Annotated in this window: 15 protein-coding genes; 3 read left to right on the top strand and 12 right to left on the bottom strand. The window is 44.0% G+C overall.

Features of this window, described 5'->3' with window-relative positions; all coding sequences use genetic code 11:
- Nucleotides 1–94: 94 nt before the first annotated feature.
- The 10 genes from AC58UX_RS05295 to AC58UX_RS05340 form a co-directional block, all read right to left on the bottom strand.
- Nucleotides 95–1768 carry an extracellular solute-binding protein gene (locus tag AC58UX_RS05295; RefSeq protein ID WP_497250213.1) on the bottom strand — a complete coding sequence of 558 codons (1674 nt, stop codon included), beginning with the start codon at nt 1766–1768 and terminating at the stop codon, nt 95–97.
- A gap of 200 nt (nt 1769–1968) precedes the next feature.
- On the bottom strand, nt 1969–2754 hold the full coding sequence (locus AC58UX_RS05300) for a response regulator transcription factor (RefSeq protein WP_497250215.1): 786 nt from the start codon (nt 2752–2754) through the stop codon (nt 1969–1971).
- A complete protein-coding gene (locus AC58UX_RS05305) occupies nt 2751–4484 on the bottom strand; it encodes a sensor histidine kinase (RefSeq protein ID WP_497250217.1) in 1734 nt (577 codons plus the stop codon). Before AC58UX_RS05305 ends, AC58UX_RS05300 begins: the two co-directional genes overlap by 4 nt.
- A 136-nt stretch (nt 4485–4620) precedes the next feature.
- Complete coding sequence (locus AC58UX_RS05310) at nt 4621–6078, bottom strand: sulfatase (protein WP_497250219.1); 1458 nt, start codon at nt 6076–6078, stop codon at nt 4621–4623.
- A gap of 13 nt (nt 6079–6091) precedes the next feature.
- Nucleotides 6092–7726 carry a type 2 periplasmic-binding domain-containing protein gene (locus tag AC58UX_RS05315; protein ID WP_497250221.1) on the bottom strand — a complete coding sequence of 545 codons (1635 nt, stop codon included), beginning with the start codon at nt 7724–7726 and terminating at the stop codon, nt 6092–6094.
- A 154-nt stretch (nt 7727–7880) separates the two neighbouring features.
- Entirely contained in the window at nt 7881–9611 is a 1731-nt protein-coding gene (locus AC58UX_RS05320; RefSeq protein ID WP_497250223.1) for a sensor histidine kinase, read from the bottom strand.
- A complete protein-coding gene (locus AC58UX_RS05325) occupies nt 9608–10390 on the bottom strand; it encodes a response regulator transcription factor (RefSeq protein WP_497252075.1) in 783 nt (260 codons plus the stop codon). The genes AC58UX_RS05320 and AC58UX_RS05325 overlap by 4 nt, the downstream gene beginning before the upstream one ends.
- Nucleotides 10391–10398: 8 nt before the next feature.
- Complete coding sequence (locus AC58UX_RS05330; protein ID WP_497250225.1) at nt 10399–11292, bottom strand: carbohydrate ABC transporter permease; 894 nt, start codon at nt 11290–11292, stop codon at nt 10399–10401.
- Between the two features lie 18 nt (nt 11293–11310).
- A complete protein-coding gene (locus AC58UX_RS05335) occupies nt 11311–12255 on the bottom strand; it encodes an ABC transporter permease (RefSeq protein WP_497250227.1) in 945 nt (314 codons plus the stop codon).
- 162 nt (nt 12256–12417) lie between these two features.
- Entirely contained in the window at nt 12418–13440 is a 1023-nt protein-coding gene (locus AC58UX_RS05340; protein WP_497250229.1) for a Gfo/Idh/MocA family protein, read from the bottom strand.
- 166 nt (nt 13441–13606) lie between these two features.
- On the opposite strand from AC58UX_RS05340, the gene AC58UX_RS05345 reads away from it, so the two are divergent.
- The 3 genes from AC58UX_RS05345 (at nt 13607) to AC58UX_RS05355 (ending at nt 17285) form a co-directional block, all read left to right on the top strand.
- The gene (locus AC58UX_RS05345) at nt 13607–14491 is read left to right on the top strand and encodes an AraC family transcriptional regulator (RefSeq protein ID WP_497250231.1); all 885 of its coding nucleotides are present in this window, start codon (nt 13607–13609) and stop codon (nt 14489–14491) included.
- Between the two features lie 111 nt (nt 14492–14602).
- Nucleotides 14603–15883, top strand: coding sequence for a glycoside hydrolase family 27 protein (locus AC58UX_RS05350; RefSeq protein WP_497250233.1), 1281 nt, complete (start codon nt 14603–14605; stop codon nt 15881–15883).
- A gap of 244 nt (nt 15884–16127) precedes the next feature.
- Entirely contained in the window at nt 16128–17285 is a 1158-nt protein-coding gene (locus tag AC58UX_RS05355; protein WP_497250235.1) for a cation:proton antiporter, read from the top strand.
- An 87-nt stretch (nt 17286–17372) separates the two neighbouring features.
- Here AC58UX_RS05355 and AC58UX_RS05360 read toward each other — a convergent pair whose 3' ends face one another.
- On the bottom strand, nt 17373–18743 hold the full coding sequence (locus AC58UX_RS05360; protein ID WP_497250237.1) for a phosphotransferase: 1371 nt from the start codon (nt 18741–18743) through the stop codon (nt 17373–17375).
- 34 nt (nt 18744–18777) lie between these two features.
- Entirely contained in the window at nt 18778–19365 is a 588-nt protein-coding gene (locus tag AC58UX_RS05365) for an RDD family protein (protein WP_497250239.1), read from the bottom strand.
- Between the last annotated feature and the right edge of the window lie 106 nt (nt 19366–19471).

Genomic DNA, 19471 nt, shown 5'->3' on the forward strand with positions numbered 1-19471 from the left:
TATCGATACACCTCGGGTTCCAAACTTTTCAATGCTAATTGTACAAAAAGCGCACCACCAATCGGTTTAGGCGGTGCGCTCCTTCATTTACAGTTTACTTCTTGGACTTGCTCAGTTCATCCGCTACTTCTTTCGTAATTTCGTCGCCGCCTTGTGCTTTCCAGTCAGCAACGAACTTGTCGAATGCGTCAAGCGGCTTCTCGCCCATTACGATTCCGAAGAACGTTTCTTTTTCCAACTTCTGCAAGTTAGCCCATTTTCTTTCCATTGTTTTCGTGTTTGCTGTAAATTCGCTGTACACCTTATTCATGTTCGTTTTAAGCAAATCTGCTGGTGCTGTGTAACCGAAGTAACCTGACCAATCTTTCAAATCCGCTTTCGGATTAGCCTTGTCACGGGATGCTTTGTCAAACAATTCTTTCATTTCTGGGCTTAGCTCTTCTGGCTTCGTTTGACCACCCAACGCCTTTTTCAGCACATCGGATTTTCTTTCCACGGCATCTGCGAAGTCGAATGTTGCATTACCGATCGGCCAGTATTCAGCACTCACTGTGAAGTCAAGTTTCAAAGCGTCTGGATCTACTTTACGTTGTGCGTTAATGAAAGTGTTCGCGTAGATCATAGCAGCTTCAGGATTTTTCATGCCTTTTTTCACAACGATAAACTGGTTACTTACAGGAACCATCATCGTGTTTACTACACCTTTAGCATCAGGGATTAGGTACGGTACGAAATCAGCTTTTGGATTCAGCTTCATCGCATCGGCAGCCAATCCGCCGGACCACCAAGGACCGAAGAACACACCGGATTTACCAGAAACGATATTTTCGTTAATTTCTTTGCGCAGAGCAAATTCCTTATCGATTGCACCAGCTGCATACATATCACGAATTTTGCTTAGCGCTTGTTTCGTTTCAGGTGTAATGGACGCATAGACGAGTTTGCCTGAGCTGTCTTTAACCCAGTTCGTAACCCCTTCAATACCGCCTGATGGATATGCGCCAAACGCTTGGAAGATACCTTTGAAATCCCCACGTTGTGCTTTACCGTTTACAGCCAATGATTTCTCATAACCAGCAAGCCCCATTGTATCAGCTTTACCGTTACCATCTGGATCTTTCTCTACGAATGCTTTAGCAATCGCCGTTACATCGTCAATGGTCTTCGGCGGTTGTAGGCCCAATTTATCCATCCAGTCCTTACGCAGCCACACCATACTCGCCGCATCCGCTTGAACACTGATGTTCGGAATACCCATCAACTTGCCTTTGTAGGTTGCTTTTTCAAGCGATTTATTGTTTGTCGAAGCGTATAGCTCTTTTGCTAGTGGAGAAGCATACTTTTCATAAACTTTCGTTAAATCTTCGATTTGACCAGCTTCAGCTAATGCTAGGAAGATTTGCTCATTCACAAGCATAACGTCTGGCAGATCATTACTTGCGATAGCCAACTTCATTTTTTGCTCATGATCTTGCGAAGCCGCATACCATAAGATTTTGAAGTTGATATTCGTTTTTTGGGAGATATATTTCATGTACTGGTTACTTTCAACAGTATCACCAGCTGGCAACTTCGCCCCAGGGCTCAAGCTCTTGAATGTAGTAACTTCAATTGGATTCGGCATCTTGAATTGATCAACCTTCACATTCGAATCCGCTGTCGCTGGTGCGCTTTCTTTGGTTGTGCTGCTTTCGTTGTTGTTTGCACACGCTGTCATTAAAACTGCAATTACTGCCATCATGGAAATCAGTGCTTTTTTCTTTCTCATACTGCCCCTCCTCTTTAATGACCTTACATTTATATCTTAAAGAAAATGAAAGGCATGCGGGTCGAATTCTGTCTTATGATTCGGAGCAAATCGTCTCGTAATCTTCCTCCCTGGAACAGTGAGTAGACGAAAGTGCACTTTCTAGGAGACGATTTGTGACCTTTTTTCTCACTTTAGTACTTTAAGATTTCCTATCAACCTTAACCTTGGCTCTTGCGGAACTCGCCTGGCAGCATGCCTGTTAGCTCTCGAAATACTTTGCTAAAATATTTCTCATTCGGATAACCCGCCTGCGTCGCGATCCATCCAATCGATTTCCCTGTTTGTGCCAGCATGGACTTCGCATGATTCACCCGTACTTCTCGGACAAAATCGTTAAACGTTTTCCCCGCAATATCCCGGAAACAGCGGCTGAAATAACTGCGGCTCATATTGACCCTTTTCGCAATATCCGGCAACATAAGCTCATGTTGGAACTCCGCATGAATGATATCTACGGCCTTCCATATACTTGCATTCACTTCTGGTGAGTAAGGCCCTTCATCTTCTTCTTCGAAGTCATGCAAATGGGGTAGCGGTACATGCGTGTCCCTTGTCCGTATATGCTGCTCTTTTATTTTACTTACAATCCTTCTTAATACCTCATCCATCTGCTCGTGCTCAAGCTCTACCTTCGTTATGTAATCCAGTGCTCCCAAACGCAGCGCTTCCTGAATGAGTTCAAAATCTTGATGAAACGTCAATACGACCATACTCATATCCTTGTACTTCTCTTTGACACTCCGCATTAAATCAATCCCTGACATCACAGGCATCGCTAAATCGGTAATCAGCAAGTCCACCTGATTATTCTCCAAAAACTCCAATGCTTTTTTACCGTTGCCAGCTTCACCTACAACTTCTAATTGATGATCCCGCCAAGGCATCATAGTGATGAACCCTTTGCGCACCAAGTGATCGTCGTCTACAACCATAACTTTAATCATTGTTCTACTCCTCCTATTGGAAGACGAAGTACGATCGTCGTCCCTGAGCCCACTGTGCTTTTAATATCAAAACTTGCCCCTGCGCCAAATTGAAATTTCACCATGCGGTATACGTATTGCAGTCCAATCCCCATGCCAACCTTCTTCTTCTCGATTGTGTTGTCACTCATCAACTGGGCAATGTCTTCCTCGGTCATGCCATCACCATTATCCGTCACTTCAATAATGACGTAGGATTCGCCGTCTTCAATCACATTGACTTCGATCACACCATTGTCGCCTAAGCCATGATATAAAGCATTTTCGACTAGCGGCTGAAGGATAAACCTGGGAACTGGCAATTCCAATGCCTTGGAATCTGCTTGAATTTTGACATCAAAATGAAAGTTATATCGGATGCCCTGCAGCTCCACATAATTTTTCAGAGCATCAATTTCGTCCTTAATTTTGGCAGGGCCGCCTTTGCCGAGATTATAATAAAGTACCTTGTTCAGGGTAGACACCAATCGATCAATATCTTTCTGACCGTTCGCACGAGCCAGCCATCGAATCGTATCCAGTGTATTATGGATGAAGTGCGGATTAATCTGGGTCATTAATTTCTCAACTTCAAGAAATGCTTTACTTTTTTCCTTCTGTTCCACCTCGGTAATTAGTTCAAAAATTCGACTTCTCATCTCCGCAAACTCTTTATAAATGAGAGCAAACTCTGAGATCTGTGATTGTCTTCGCGGGAATACATCATTGCTGCTTTTGACATTACGAATATCTGTACTTAGGAGATTAAGCGGACGATATACCGTTCTCCAAATGATCCAAGCAATAAAGAAGCTAGCGATTAGAGTTAAAATAGCGAAAAAAGCAAACTGCTTTATCCATCTATATACTTCGAGATTGTAGACCGAATTCGGAACTGCTGACATTACTTTCCAAGTCTGGTTACTGGTTTCCTCGAACATTTTATATTTGCTCGTTGTATTGTTGTGCGCATTAAAATCGTCATATTCCACCCCTACTGGAAAGTCCACCGAATTCTCGCTGTATACAATTTTCCCATGATTATCAACGATCAGATGCACTAAGTTGCCGCCGAACTGGTCCTCGTCTTTCAGAATACTTTCGGCCAATTTGAAATTGGTTTCGATGTAGACATACACATCATCACGATCTGGCAGCTCCACTTTACGGAGAATCGATAGCACTTGATTGCCATCAATCGGGTTTAAAGACAGATGCGGCCCCATATAAGTAAGCTTATCGAATTTGATAAGAATCGGAAGCTCCTTTAAATTGGTATTGGTATTTACGCTGAAATTCTCAAACAACACTTGATTATCGTTCTCAAAATAATAAAACAGCAAGCCAAGGGTCGGATTCGTAAAATGAATCAAACCGAGCTCACTTCGAATCTCGTCGTTCAATCTCTTCTTCTCATAAATATCCGCTGCCAAGTAATTCTCAAGGCTTTTGCCGACTCTTCCATCAAAAGCGAGCTGCTGCGACGTATGATTTAACTGACCCAGCGTATCTTCCAGCATGATTCTGACTTGATGCAAATTGCTGAGGACCCCGCCTTCTGCTTTATTTTGGAGAATCGCGTACATTGAGAAGTACGAGATGCTTCCAATGATGACTAACGGCGCAAGCGAGCTAATAAAAAGAATAATGATTAACCGGTATTTCAATGAACGCGGTTTCGAGCGTAAACCCGCAAATTGTAACATTTTCATGTGTCAGCCTCGCTTTATGGTTAGTAGCTAGTATTGCCTAGTATACAAAACAAATAAAAGGGTCACAACCGTTATTCATTGGTATGTAACAAATACAAAAAATGCCAGCAACAGAGTTCCTGTTACTGGCATCTTATTATATTCCCAATCGCTCATACTGCTCACGCGGCGCATCGTGTTCTTCCATCATCCGGCACATATGCGCCAGCATCCTCTCTTCAATCATTGGCTCCTTAATAGGCGCTATCTGTAAGGGATCCACTTGAAGATCGAAAAGCATTGTGTCCAGAACCTTGCTCCGAGGCAATGTCCTCTTCACCTTCAATGTCCGAAGCCCCTTCGTAAACGCAAAAGGTTCCGCCAGCTCCACATTCTCCAGTTCACGCACACTGAAACGGCTGCGCATATGCGTAGGCATGAGCGTATAGTCGTACAGCGGTCCGTTCCTCGCCTCAGCAGGTCCGCGCATGTAGACATAACGTCCATCGGTACAGTTCACATGTCCACCATGGATGCCAAACAAGGCTGCTTCTCTCACCGGCTCATCGCTAGCTATCGTTCTAGCGAGCGGCTTCCCTAGCATATCGGCGGGAATCGCTGCGCCGAAATAATCAAGAAGCGTGGGTGCCATGTCGATCATTTGCACGAGACTCTGCCTTCGCTCCGCTCTTGCTTGCACTCGCGGATCCCAGATGAACAATGGAGTCCTCGCAATCTCGTTATAAAAGGGCTGAATGGACTTCGCCCACCAATCATGCTCGCCTAGCAGAAATCCATGGTCCGTATTGACGATTAACATGGTGTCCTTCCACAGATCACATTCATCCATGAGATCGAGTATTTTCCCAAGATGAGCATCGCACATGCTAAGTAAGGCCGCATATTCATATCTGCAATGCTCTACTTCCTCCTTGGTTTCCTGTACCTGCCGATACAACGGCCAATCGAAATGCTTTCCAGTATACTCGTGTGGGTACAAATCTCGATATTTTTGCGGTGCATGGAATGGCTCATGCGGATCAAACGTCTCCAGCTGCAGAAACCACCGATCTTCTTGATGATTGTTACGAATAAACTCACATCCGGCGGCGAAGGTTCGAGCCTGCGGAAAATCCGCTTCCTCCTTGATGTACTGACGATTAATCCAGTCCTGCCGCACCAAAGGTCCATGGGAATCCCCCGTGGCAAGAGGCGGAATTTCTGGTGCTCGTACATGCCCTTTCCACAGATCGCCTTCCTGACCACGAATGAGTTCATAGCTCTGATAGCGATTATGGTAGGTAGCCCCGCCGTCTTCCCAGTAATGCTGATGGTCGGTAACTAGGTGCGTGTAGACACCATTTTCCCGCAGCAATTCTGGCAGTGAATCGTCGAATGGCTCTAACGGACTCCAACCGCGATGCATAAAATTGTATCTGCCCGTATGAAGATCCCTTCGTGCTGGCATACACGGCATACTGCCGACATAGCTATTATCGAACGTGACCGTCCTCTCTGCTAGCCGCTGAAAATTAGGCGCATGGGTCCAATCGCTGCCATACGTCGGTAACATGTGTCTATTTAACGTATCGAACATGAGCATAATCGCCTTCATTGCTCTACGCTCCTTACTTCCCCATCAGTTTTTGTGAGCGATCATAGAATTGTTGATAGCCTGACACATATTTGTCTACATTCAACTTTTTCAGCTTATCCAGATGTTCTTTCCATCCAGCTTCATCTATCCCCTTCATGACGGACTGAGCCAGGAAATTCGATAGGTACGTGTTGATCTCTGTCGCCATCGTCGTTCTTTCCTTCAACACTTCCGCTGTATCCTGTCCCATCGGAATCACTTCCTTCTTAAGATACGGCGTATACAGCGCCTGCTTTTTCTTAACCTTCAAGTCACGAGGATCCGAGACATTGAGTTTCGCATTGTCTTCATCTGTGAGCAGATAGAAGCCATTCATACCCGGAGATTGGGTATGTCTCAATTCAGCAAAGTTATTGTAGCCGGTAGGAAGCTTGGAAACCTTTTCCCATTTATCGCCTTGCACTTTATTCCAAACGACACTTTCTGGACCGAAGGAAAACAGCATTCGCTGTTCAAAACTAGCATTGAAATACTCGTATAAGCGGACTAACGCTTCTGGGTTTTTCGTCTTTTTATTGATGACAAAAGAATCGTAATTAAAGTCTCCTGGGACCTTATTCCCCATGGCAGTAATGTTTCCGTTTTTATCCTTCATCGGGAGAATGTCGACATAATCTTGGGCTTTGTCCGTTCCAACGACGATATCGTCATAACTATGATGATTAAAGAAGCCCAGGATTCCCTTTTTACCCTTCGCAACATAATCGGCATTTTTTTGAACAAACCCGTCTGGATCCATCAATCCATCCTTATACAATTTATTCATATAAAGTAAGTAGTCATAGTATCTAGGATCGGATGGCACGAAGATGACTTTGCCTTTTTCCACCATCGTGTTCGTCAACCCGTCGTTCACCAAGCCAAAATTCCATAACATCGGATCTAACCCATAACTTTGCTCATTGTAAAAGCTATAGGGAATTTCATCCTGCTTCCCATTTCCATTTGGATCTTTTTCCTTAAAAGCCTTCAATACCTGGTACAGCTCATCTGTTGTCGTCGGTGCTTTCAAGTTCAATTTATCCAACCAAACCTGATTGACTGAAAAAGCAACATTGGCATAATTTCCAGTCGTCTGCAGAAGAGGCAAGCTATAGATGTTCCCATTCGGCAGAGTCCCGGCAATTTTATATTCGGGATGCTGCGTGTACAGATTGGCTAAGGTTGGAGAGTATTTGTCAATTAGGCCGTTCAGAGGCAAGAAGAAATCCGTATACAAGGAAAGATTTGGAACGCCCCCAACAATCACATCGGGCAGATCATCAGATGCGACCATAATCCCGATCTTCTCATTCCAAGCCATTCCGGGGATTTCAGTAATATCAAATTTCAAGCCTGTCTCTTGCTCCGCCTTTTTGATAGCCTCCTTATCTTTCCATGTTGTTTTGTCCGAGTCACTCTTCTTCACAATCATCTTGATCGTGGTTGGCTCTTTCATAATTGGAAGGCCTGTCGTATTTACGTTCACATTGCCTTTGTCGGCAGCTTGATTGGTGCCTTTCTCCTCTTCCGTTTTCGATGTTGTACATCCTGCCATAAGGAGTCCTGACATAACCAACACTAGTGAAGCATGCATAATCCTTGTTGAGCTTAATGGCTTCCTCATCCTACTCATCATCCCTTTCCCTTGTGTACGGTTTGCATAGTAATCGACCCACTCGAAAGCGTTTTCATCGCTACAATGCAATTATATAATGTGTTTTTTGGCAAAAGTATGGACTCAGTTAACATCAATTTGTATTCAACTCATGATTTAAGCTTTATACATCACGAGGAAGGATTACTTTAATACTTGTGCCATGTTGATTATCACTGGATACTTGCAATCCGTAGGGTTCTCCGTATTTGATTCGAATCCGCCACTGAATGTTGGCCAGTCCAATCTTTTGTCTGCCAATGCTTTCTTTCTCTAATTCCACTGAATTCGTTAGCATCTTCTGGATTTTCTCCAGCATAGCTTCATCCATGCCTGGACCGTTGTCTTTGACCTCAAACAGTAAATAATCGCTGGTCACTCTGCCTCTAATGCTGAGATATCCATCGTTATACGATTTTTCCAAGCCGTGATAGACCGCATTCTCGATTAATGGCTGCAGTACCATCCTCATCATACGAACTGACAACATTTCAGGTTGAATATCGATCTCCCAGCGGAATTTCCCCAAAAAGCGGATATCAATGATTTGCAAATATTGTTCCACAATGAAAATTTCCTCTTTTACTGCAACATCATCTTCGCCTCTTACCGCATATTTAAAAATCTCTGACATTGATACGGTCATTTGAGCAATTTCCGGTACTTCTTTCGCCAAAGCAATACCGCCGATACATTGCATCGTATTGAATAAAAAATGAGGATTCACTTGACTTCGCAATGCATACAACTCTGTCTGCTTTCGGCTAATTTCGATGAGATACACACGTTGTTGCGTCTCTAAATGGCTGGCCGTCAATCCTTCCAGCTTCCTAAGCATTCGGTTAATATGAAGCGCTATGCCGCCAATTTCACTGCGATACCCCGACGTGATTTGATGTCGAAAATCTCCCTCCCCCACTTCGCCAATCTCCATCAACAGCTTGGAAATCGGCTTCGCAAAGCTTCGGTTGAATACCCATCCCAGCACAAATAGCAATAGCAGCATAATCCCGCCAACGATCATCGTAAAACCTTTAAAAAACTGGTAATCACGCACCACATTCTTCCTGTTTACATTGCCCACCATCGTCCAACCTGTTTGGCCAATCTCTTTTTTGATCAACGTATGCTTGCTTAAGCCCGAATTCGTGATGTCTGCCTCTGTCTTCTCCACATTTGAAGCAATGACATGCCCCCTGTAATCCTCCATGTAAAATTGGACATTCTCAGGCTGTGCAGCTTGCTTAATAAATTCCTTCAAAATAGCCGGTTTAAGGAACACAATAATGCTGCCCAATTTCTCGCCAAGACGTGTATCTGGAATCGCATAGTAAACAGGCATGATATAAGCAATATAATCTTTTTTACTTATCACATCTCCAGGTAAATATATAAATCCTGATTCCGGATCCTCGTCCCGTTGAATACGCTCCTGCAGCTGATCCAGCGCAGGTGATATTTGATTATCACTGTAATAATAGATTCGCTTCCATTCTGGTGTAACTAGCACCACATTTTCAATCTCGCTATTCATTTCAATGCCCGTCTTAATCATATCTTCAATATACTTCTGGGTATGAAAAATATCGAAAGGGTCCCGAGCCGCCATGAAGGTTTGGACAGAGGAGCTATATGAAAAAAAAACGGCTGCTTTAGCCGCTCTATCAAATATGAGATTCATCGTTCCGACCGCTTGAGACACACTGTCACTTGTAAAGCTTTCCACCTTATGTTCCGTTACTTTCGTGAGTTGCACATAATAGACGGTTTGAACGATACCCACTAGCAAAACAGCAACAAGAACGATAAGACCGAATTGACTTCTCAACTTTAATTTCGCAAATCTATTCGTCATAGACGTTTCCTGACCTTCCTGTATTCTCTGGGTGTGAGACCATAATATTTCTTAAATACTTTATTGAAATAGTAATAGTCCGGGTAGCCTGACTTTTTGGCTACCTCATCCGTCGTAAACGTTTTTTCAGTCAGTAAATGGGCGGCTTGCTTCATCCGAATGTCCGTCAAATACTCCGAGAACGTCATAGATGTAAATTTGTTGAAAAGTAGACAGCAATAATTGGGATTCAGATAAAAGCGTTTAGCCAGATCCTTCAGCTGCATCTTCTGCTCTAGGTTCTCTCTCATGTAATGAAGTAACCCGTCAAAGTTCAGCTTCCTTTGCTCCTCTGACTCTTCTGTGAATACCTCATTACTTTCTTCGAATACTTCTTTCTCGCGCTCCTGAGAAGCCTCATCTTCCAAATGATTGGCGAGCCGGAGTAACAATTCACTCGCTTTCTCCGGATTAATAGGTTTGAGACAATACTCGAAGGCACCTAATCTTACTGCTTCCTGCGCATAGGAAAACTCAGCGAATCCACTAACGATCACGAACTCACTGCGACTCCCCTTTGTTCTTAGCTTTTGCATAAGTTCAATGCCCGATAATTGCGGCATGCGAATATCTGTGAATATCACATCAGGGCTTAATTGTTCAACTTGAGATAGCGCTTCAATTGAATTATGAAATTCCGCGACGATCTCAAATCCCATTTCGCGCCATTTAAATATTTTTTTCAAATAAATCAATGTCCATGGTTCGTCATCAATCAGGACAACCCGATAAGCCCCCATATGAATCACTATCCTTTCACAGAACCAATCATAACACCTTTCACAAAGAATCTCTGCAGGAAAGGATAGACACAAATAATCGGTAACGTAGAAACTATAACCACACCGTACTTAATGACTTCCGCAATCCGTTGTTTTTCCGCAAAAGCTTCCATTTCAGCCGCATCCGTAGGTGTCACTAACGCTTGCCCTTGGACCAAGATTTCTCTCAAAATTAATTGGAGCGGAAAGTATTCCTTTTTTGACATGTAGATGAGTGCATTGAAATAGGAATTCCATTGTCCGACTGCATAGAATAACGCAATAACAGCGAGAATCGACTTGGAAAGTGGCAGCACCACCGAAAGGAAAAACCGCAAATTACTGCAGCCATCCATGAAAGCCGCTTCCAGCAATTCCTTTGGAATCGTGTGTTCAAAGAAGGTTTTTGCAATGATGATATTATACACCCAGATCGATCCGATCAAAATAAGGGCAATAGGCGTATTCAAAAGATGCAGATCTTTAACTACCATATAAGTTGGAATCAATCCGCCATTGAAGAACATCGTAAACACCATGATTTTCATAATCCAGCCTCGTCCGAGCAGATCTTTCCGAGACAGCGCATACCCGGCAAGTGTCGTGACGATTACGCTGAATAATGTACCAAGAATGGTATAAATCACCGTGTTTCGATAGCCCATCCAAATGCGCTTATCCTGGAATATGAACTTATAGGCCGAGAAATCAATTCCCTTAGGAAGGAACAGCACTTCTCCAGCGACAATATGTTCGGGAGAGCTGATAGACGCAATAGCAACGAAAAATAAAGGATAAAACGTTACCAATAAAGCACACACTGCTAAACCGATGATGATGACGTCGAATAGACGATCTTCCTTAGCTAAACGTTTATTCATCCGAATTGGCTCCTCTGGTTACCATAAACTATTCTGTGTTGTTTTGTTCGCGATTCTGTTAATGACTATTAATACCATGAAGTTAATCACATTATTAAACAGGCCGATCGCCGATGCATAACTATACTGCGCACCTTGTATCCCTATTTTGTATACATACGTTGAGATAACCTCCGAGCTCGATAAGTTCGGCGATGTCTGCATGAGAAAGGTTTTCTCGAATCCAACATTCATAATTTGTCCAACATTTAGGATTAAAAGAATGACCGCCGTTGGCAGCAGCATGGGCAAATCAATATGCCAGATGCGATGCCATTTCGTTGCGCCATCCATGATGGCCGCTTCGTGATACTCAGGGCTTACCCCTGCTAAAGTCGCGATATAAATAATGGACGACCACCCCATCGTCTGCCAGACGCCAGACCAGACAAATAAATGCCGGAACACACCAGGATCACCCAAGAAATCGATCGGTTTCCCGCCTAATTCCCGAATAATAACGTTCACGATACCACTGGATGGTGACATAAAAACGAACATCATACCTACCAAGACGACAATCGAGATAAAGTGAGGCGCGTACGTGATTGTCTGCGTCATTTTTTTCAGCCATGGAATCGGCGTGTAGTTTAAGATGAGTGCTAATATGATCGGAAACGGAAATCCAACTGCCATTTGGTAAATACTAATGAGGAGCGTGTTTTTAAGCAACGATCCAAACGAGTAAGAGCCCCAAAACTTTTCAAAATACTTTAATCCCACCCATGTGCTATCCCAGATCCCCTTGGCCGGCGAAAAATCTCTGAAGGCGATTTGTAAGCCATAGAGTGGCGCATAATGAAACACAACTAGATAAATCAGAGCTGGTAGCAAAAATAAATAAAGCGTCATATTGGTAAATATTTGTTTAAACACACGGTGCTGCATCGTTTTCTTCGAACGAATGTTTAGCTGATGGTTCATCGCTTGCCCCCCTTAAGTTACATCCTAAGTATAGGGTGAAAGCGTCATCATAGGTATGGAAGGGACTCAGTAGAATTTGTAATAAACTCAGGTGTTGGATATTGTAAATAAAAAATGCCAGCAACAGAGTTCCTGTTACTGGCAGCTTACTATATGAAGCCATTATGGCTTCACTTTCACCCAATCTCCGTTCCTGTCCGCAGATTCGATTTCCGCTTCAATGATTTCAATGCTCCCTCTCGTGCTAGTCGGCAAAGCCGTTGTGACTGTACGACCATCGATCAGGGTTTCTACAAAGTATTTCAGCTGAAAATAATAACCAAGATCTGGCGACAGCTCCGCATAGAAGCCAGGAGAAGTGTTCGGGTTGACCTTCAATTTATCCCCGGTGAACAGAAGGTTAGCCTTTTCAAAATTAACGCGAAAACCCATTTCAAACCCAAAATCCCCTTGCATCGTCCAATCCGCTTGAGCGTTGATCACTTTACCGTCTTCATAACGATAGTTCGTCGATACGACATCATAACCGCTGCCAGGTATGACCACACGCGCATTCGCAGAAACCTCCTGCGGCTTACCGAATAACCAATTGATCATATCCGTATCATGGATGTGCATATCTAGCATCGCGCCGCCGCTTTTCGCTTTCTGCGTAAGCCAAGGCCCCCAAGTAGGTGCACTGCTGAAGCGGTAAAAATAGCCACTTATGGCCTGCCCGTATACTCCGCTGTCTACAACATCTTTCAAATATTCATAGGCTGGCCAGAACCTCAAGCACTGTCCAATCATCAACTGCTTCTGATTGCTTTCCGCTGCTTGGATCATCGCGGAACATTCTTCAGCCGAAAGTGCCATAGGTTTTTCGCATAACACATGCACGCCGCTGTTCAAACATTGGATGGAGATATCTTTATGCAGGAACGTTGGCAGCGAAATGTCGACCATGTCTAATTGTTCTTTCTCCAGCATCTCTTGTACGGTTGTATACTTCGCATAGCGGTTAAAATCTAGAGTCGACGAACCCGTATCCATATTCCCGCCCAGCGTTTGCCCATTCAGCTTCGCAGTATCAAAGTCGCACAGCGCAGTGACCTGAATCGGAACGCCTTCCTTCTCTAAACGATCGTACGTTTCTAAATGCATTCTTCCCATAAAACCTAATCCAATCAATCCGATTTTAAGCATCCGCATTCCATCCTTTTCATATATAGCCTCTTAAAGCTGATTATAAATGAATAGGGATGGATCGTATTTATCAATTAAGCCGATTGGTTTGCACTTTAAGATTAAATAGGTGATAAAATAAGTCATATTCAATTTCACTCAATCTGTCATTTTTAGGAGTAACCTTATGTATCTCTCATCTGATTATGGTAATTTTGGCTTTAGGTACTCCGAAGACGCTACCCTTGCTTTATGCCATCTTTTTGCTGTCGGGTATGAACGCATCCATCACGCTTCTTATCATTGGGACGGCTTAACAAGGACGGATGGCCCGCTTCTTCTTTTTCAATATACGGTTAGTGGAGAAGGCTGGTTGGAGTTGGAAAAGCGTAAGGAGCGCATGTTTCCGGGCAGAGCATTTCTTGTAGAAATTCCAGGGGAGCATCGCTATTGGTATGAGGAGTCCGACACTCCGTGGGAGTTTTATTACATATTGATCCGACCGACATTGATTTTGCCAAATTGGCTGGATGTGAAAAAGCGAATTGGAAACACCCCCATGCTGCCAACTGCAAGCTCACCGATCCGACTTCTTCGACAACTATTCACCGAGGCACAGGCTGGAAGAATTACGGATACATACATTGCTTCGTCCTTTGTATATCAATTTATTGCTGAGCTAGGGCATTTCGCTTCTGCCGACAAACGGGACAGAGATGGATGGCCGGAGAAAGTTCATTTAGCAGCCCGCTATATGGAAGCGAACTTTGCCAATATGGTATCGTTGGATGAGCTTGCGGAGCATTTGCATATTTCCAAATACCATTTTTTACGTACGTTTGCAAAAGCTGTTGGGATCACGCCTCATGCCTACCTGAATCGCATTCGAATTGAAAGAGCAATGGAGCTACTGCACAATTCCGAGCACAGTATCGAGGAGATCGCGCAGCTCGTTGGTTATTCCAGCGGCAGCTATTTCATTAAGGTATTCACCAAGCTAACGGGCTTGACGCCTGGAGCTTTCCGCAGCGGGCAAGACAGTTTACTGTACAGCCGTTTATTCCTCGAATAATGGACAGCAATATTTTACTATCGGGCACACTTTATTATCGTGGACATCTTTTTCCTTGCGAGATATGATTAGGGCAATTAGAGCAATAATTTTTTTTAGGAGGATAAGTTTGTGTCACATAGAGAATTTGCCGTTACGCCGCCAATGGGCTGGAACAGCTGGGACTGCTACGGGGCAGCCGTACGTGAAGAAGAAATTCGAGGCAACGCCGAGTATATGGCGCAGCACCTAAAAGAATTTGGTTGGGAATATATCGTCGTCGATATTCAATGGTACGAGCCTGGCGCTGTGTCTTCCAGTTATCGACCGTTTGTTCCGCTTGAAATGGACGAATTTGCACGCTTGATGCCTGCTGTAAATCGTTTTCCCTCGGCAGAGGGAGGGCAAGGCTTCAAACCTCTTGCTGACTATGTCCACAGTCTTGGCTTGAAATTTGGCATTCATATAATGCGCGGCATTTCTAGGGAAGCGGTTCACAAGAATTTGCCTATCAAAGGAACATCCGCCACCGCTCGTGAAATTGCTCACACCAATTCGATTTGCCCATGGAATACCGATATGTACGGAGTCGATGCCAAGAAAGCAGGAGCGCAAGAGTACTATAACTCCTTATTTGAGCTGTATGCTGAATGGGGCGTTGATTTCGTGAAAGTGGATGACATTGCGGCATCTAGGCTTTATGACACGCATCAGCCTGAAATGCAGCTCATCCGGAACGCCATTGATCGCTGCGGAAGACCAATGGTCTTAAGCTTGTCTCCCGGACCGGCTCCCGTTGCCTATGCGGATTTCTTTGAGCAAACATCGAATATGTGGCGGATTACCGATGATTTTTGGGACTTGTGGCCGCTACTACTTGATATGTTTGACCGCTGTGAGCAATGGCAAGGCCGACCAGCTGCTGGCAACTGGCCGGATTGCGATATGCTGCCATTAGGCCACATCGGCATTCGCTCCGTGGATGGCGGCGGATCAGACCGCTGGACACGTTTCACCCAAGACGAACAGTTGACGATGATGACATTGTGGAGCATTTTCCGTTCGCCACTGATGTTTGGCGGAGAGCTGCGCGATAACGATGCGTGGACCAACACGCTGCTTACAAACCGCGACGTTCTCAACATGCATCGGAATAGTTCCAACGCTAATCTGGTTTACCGCGAAGGGGATTCCGTTGTTTGGACAGCCACAGGCGATGCAGGTGAGACCTATGCTGCTTTGTTTAATACAGGTGAGTCGGAGATTGACATCACGGTTTCTTTGAAGCAATTGAATATTAAGGAACCCATTCAATGTAAAGAATTATGGTCCGCAAGTGAGCTTGGGACAATTCAAGAGTCCATTACGGCGGCCGTTCCGCCACATGGTGCGCGATTGTATCGCTTAGCATAGAAATGAAAGAGACACCGGCCTACATCGTCGGTGTCTCGTTTTCTTTACTATTCATTCCTAATTGTTCTCTAAAATAAATAGTGAATACACGGCTAGTTTTGTCCCGCCACCTGACATAACCCTCGATACCAACCTTATTTGGCATTCCTTTATACTTTTCGTACAATAAGTTATAGTAGGGGTACGAATTCGACCTCTTTTCCAATATCGATTCGCAAGACGAACCACAATTGAGGTGCTTTGCTTGGAGTTTTTGCTCTATTTATTTCTCATTTTGTTACTCACCAAAATTTTCGGTCACATTGCAACGCTGCTTGGACAACCTTCCGTTCTTGGTAAACTGCTCATCGGTATTCTTATCGGCCCTGCTGTCCTTGGATGGATAGAAAGCAATGACTTCATTCATTACATGGCGGAAATTGGTGTGATTTTACTCATGTTTATTGCCGGCTTGGAGACGGATCTGGAACAACTCAAACGAACCTGGAAATCCGCTTTTGCCGTTGCGATCGGGGGAATCATTCTCCCCTTTATTGGTGGTTACGCGGTAGCCGAGGCATTTGGACTCGGTCAGAGCAATGCTCTCTTTATGGGGATTGTATTTAGTGCAACATCCGTGAGTATTACCGTTCAGGTGCTGAAAGATTTAAATCAACTTAACTCGCGTGAAGGTACAACGATCCTCGGGGCCGCGGTGGTTGATGATGTGATCGTTGTCATTCTTTTGGCTTTCATGATGAGCTTTTTAGGCGCCGGGAGCGATATCTCACTAGGACTTTTAATAGGTAAAAAAATCATTTTCTTCCTCGTAACGATCCTGGTCGGATGGCTGGTCGTCCCAAGATTCATGAAACTTCTTCAACGTATTTCTGTGACTGAACCTATTATCACCACCGCACTTGTCGTTTGTTTTGGCTTTGCTTATTTTGCAGATAAGATGGGCATGGCGGCCATTATTGGTTCTTTTGCTGCTGGTATCTCGATTTCTCAAACATCCTTCAAACACACGGTGGAGTCAAAAATCGAGCCTATCGCGTATGCCATCTTTGTGCCGGTATTTTTTGTAAGTATCGGATTACATGTTTCATTTGAAGGTGTGGGTAAACAATTTATTTTTATAGTTGTTTTAACGATCGTAGCAGTAATTACGAAGCTTTTTGGAGGCGCTATAGGCGCAAAAATAACTGGAATGACTACGCGTTCATCTTTAGCCGTAGGTTCAGGCATGATCTCCCGTGGGGAGGTCGCCCTCATTATCGCAGCGACAGGATTACAATCCACATTACTGCCCAGTGAGTATTTTACTTCGGTGATTATTACTATCATCTTAACGACCTTGATCGCACCGCCACTGTTAAAAGTTTTTTTTAGCAAAAATCAAACTAAAAGCGGCACCAACTAAGTTGGCGCCGCTTTCGTTCATTTATTCGTCTTAGGGTTAGTGGCCCTGTTGCTGTATGGAACGTCCCTCATGATCCGGAATCTATTGTTAGACGGAATGATCTCGAAGAAAGCGCAATGCCTTACGAAGATAAAAAGGTAGCCCATCGCCCAACTCGCCAAGGGACCTTTCCTCGGTGTGATTCAGGATGGATTGGTAGCTTACTGCGTGGTGTATCGCATGTACGACTTGACAGAGTGACCAAAGCTCCTGCAGCCGATGCATCGGCTCGAAATCGGTCCACAGCTCCAAATATGCGTCTCGCAGTTGCGCTCGAAGTGTTTCATCACTTTCGTCAAAAACAAAAAACATATCCATAAAAGGATGCGCTACGGACGCGTCCGTCCAATCAATGAAGACCAGCCCATCATTTGAGCTAACGACATTTCCAAGATTAAGATCGCCGTGGATTAACGTGGATGGGACTGCGTATTCCGAGAGTTTGGCGCACATTTCCTTTATCTTAGGTACTTGGACACGAAGCTCATTCATTTCTTCCACGGTAAGTTGCGATACAACTAGTTCGTCTTCCAACAGGGGAGAAATGAAGGGAAGCAGATGATGCGGTCTACGATCCGCACAGCCTAATTCTATCAACTCATCGACATGTTGAATGGCATCAAGTTGGATGGCTGCGAAAGTGCGCAGTAATGCTAGCTTATTCGGCACATTCTTTTCCATATTTGTACCAGAATCACTTAGCAACATCCATCCGTAGGTGGGTTCCGATCCAATGACCGTCGGTACACGTTCTGGGTAATGCCTCCCCATGAATTGGAGAAACTTCGCTTCATCTATGAACAACGGCTGCTCGGCATTTACCTTGAAATAAACATTCCCCTCTGTAGTGGCCACCCGAAGAACACTCGATATCGACCACCATTTCACTAGTTCCGGTTGTGCCACAACCTCGATGTCCGCTGATTCAAGAACTTCTTTTATCCAAGTCGTGACTTGCGTGTACCAACCCCTGCTCTCCCATGGCTGCCGAAACCTCGGTTGAAGCGCTGTTTCCTCTTCAGAAAGGTATTCGTAAATGACTTCCAAATGATCCACCCGATTGAATTGTAAATGTGGGAGGTCCTCCTTGCTCACCCATCTTCCCGCTTGTGTAACTTCTTCTAAGCCAAGGGTCTCCAGTAAGAAGATTCCCTCTTTTCGATTCAATTGCATGTTTTGTGTAATAGAAACGTACCTATATGCGACCACTGGCTGACCGAACAATCGCGACATCTCTCTAGTAGCTGAGACACTGGAGAGATATCCTTCCACTTGGATGGATGGGAGACACCACGCTTCATTTTCTTTTATTACAAATACCTGCTCTGATTCGCTAGGGTGTGGTAGTATCCCATAAATGACATGTTCATTCACCATATTGTTCGTTACCTGCCTTTCTTTGGTGCCGCTTCTCGCCACTATCCCCTTGGCTCAGTTCATCTAGAGTGGATTCTTATCCTGAGCCAATGGGATAGTGCTCAGGAGTTAGCGTTGAACGTGTGCTGGCTCGGCTTAGACGTGCTACTACTACATATGTATCCGCCATGAAATCATGCAGTGCTCTTCTCTTTTCGTTGAATAAAGTGGAGACACCATCGTAAATAATTAAAAGTGATGCAAGTATGGAAAAAATGTTGATGGGTAGCAAATTGTTAGATAGAATCCCATGAAGTGGACCGACTCCTGTATTTATTATCTCTTTACATAAAGCAAATACCGCACTAAACATAAGTGGTGAATATCTTATAAGTGCTTGCAAGAATGTTGGATATCTTCCATTCCCATTTACCACTCTAACCTTGAAAATCAATTTCCCAATCGTCCCCCCGAACATAACAAGACAAGTCACATTAAATCCAAATAAAATAATCCACTTCGAAAGTAAGATTAGACTAGATTGATGTTCAATAGCTAAAGAATAGGTTGTTCGATAAAGGAACATCAACGGAATTAGCAAAATTAATATATCTACAAAATAAATGATTGTTCGTTTAAAAAAGGAAACGTATTCCTTAGGGTAGACTTCGAATGTAGTACTCATAGTGATTATTTAACCCCCTCTCCACACTTAACCCATAATAATTTTTCTAATTTACATGTTACCATAATTAGGAATTTCACGAACTAAAAAATAGACGTGCCCATAG

The organism is Paenibacillus sp. J22P90, assembly GCF_059692195.1.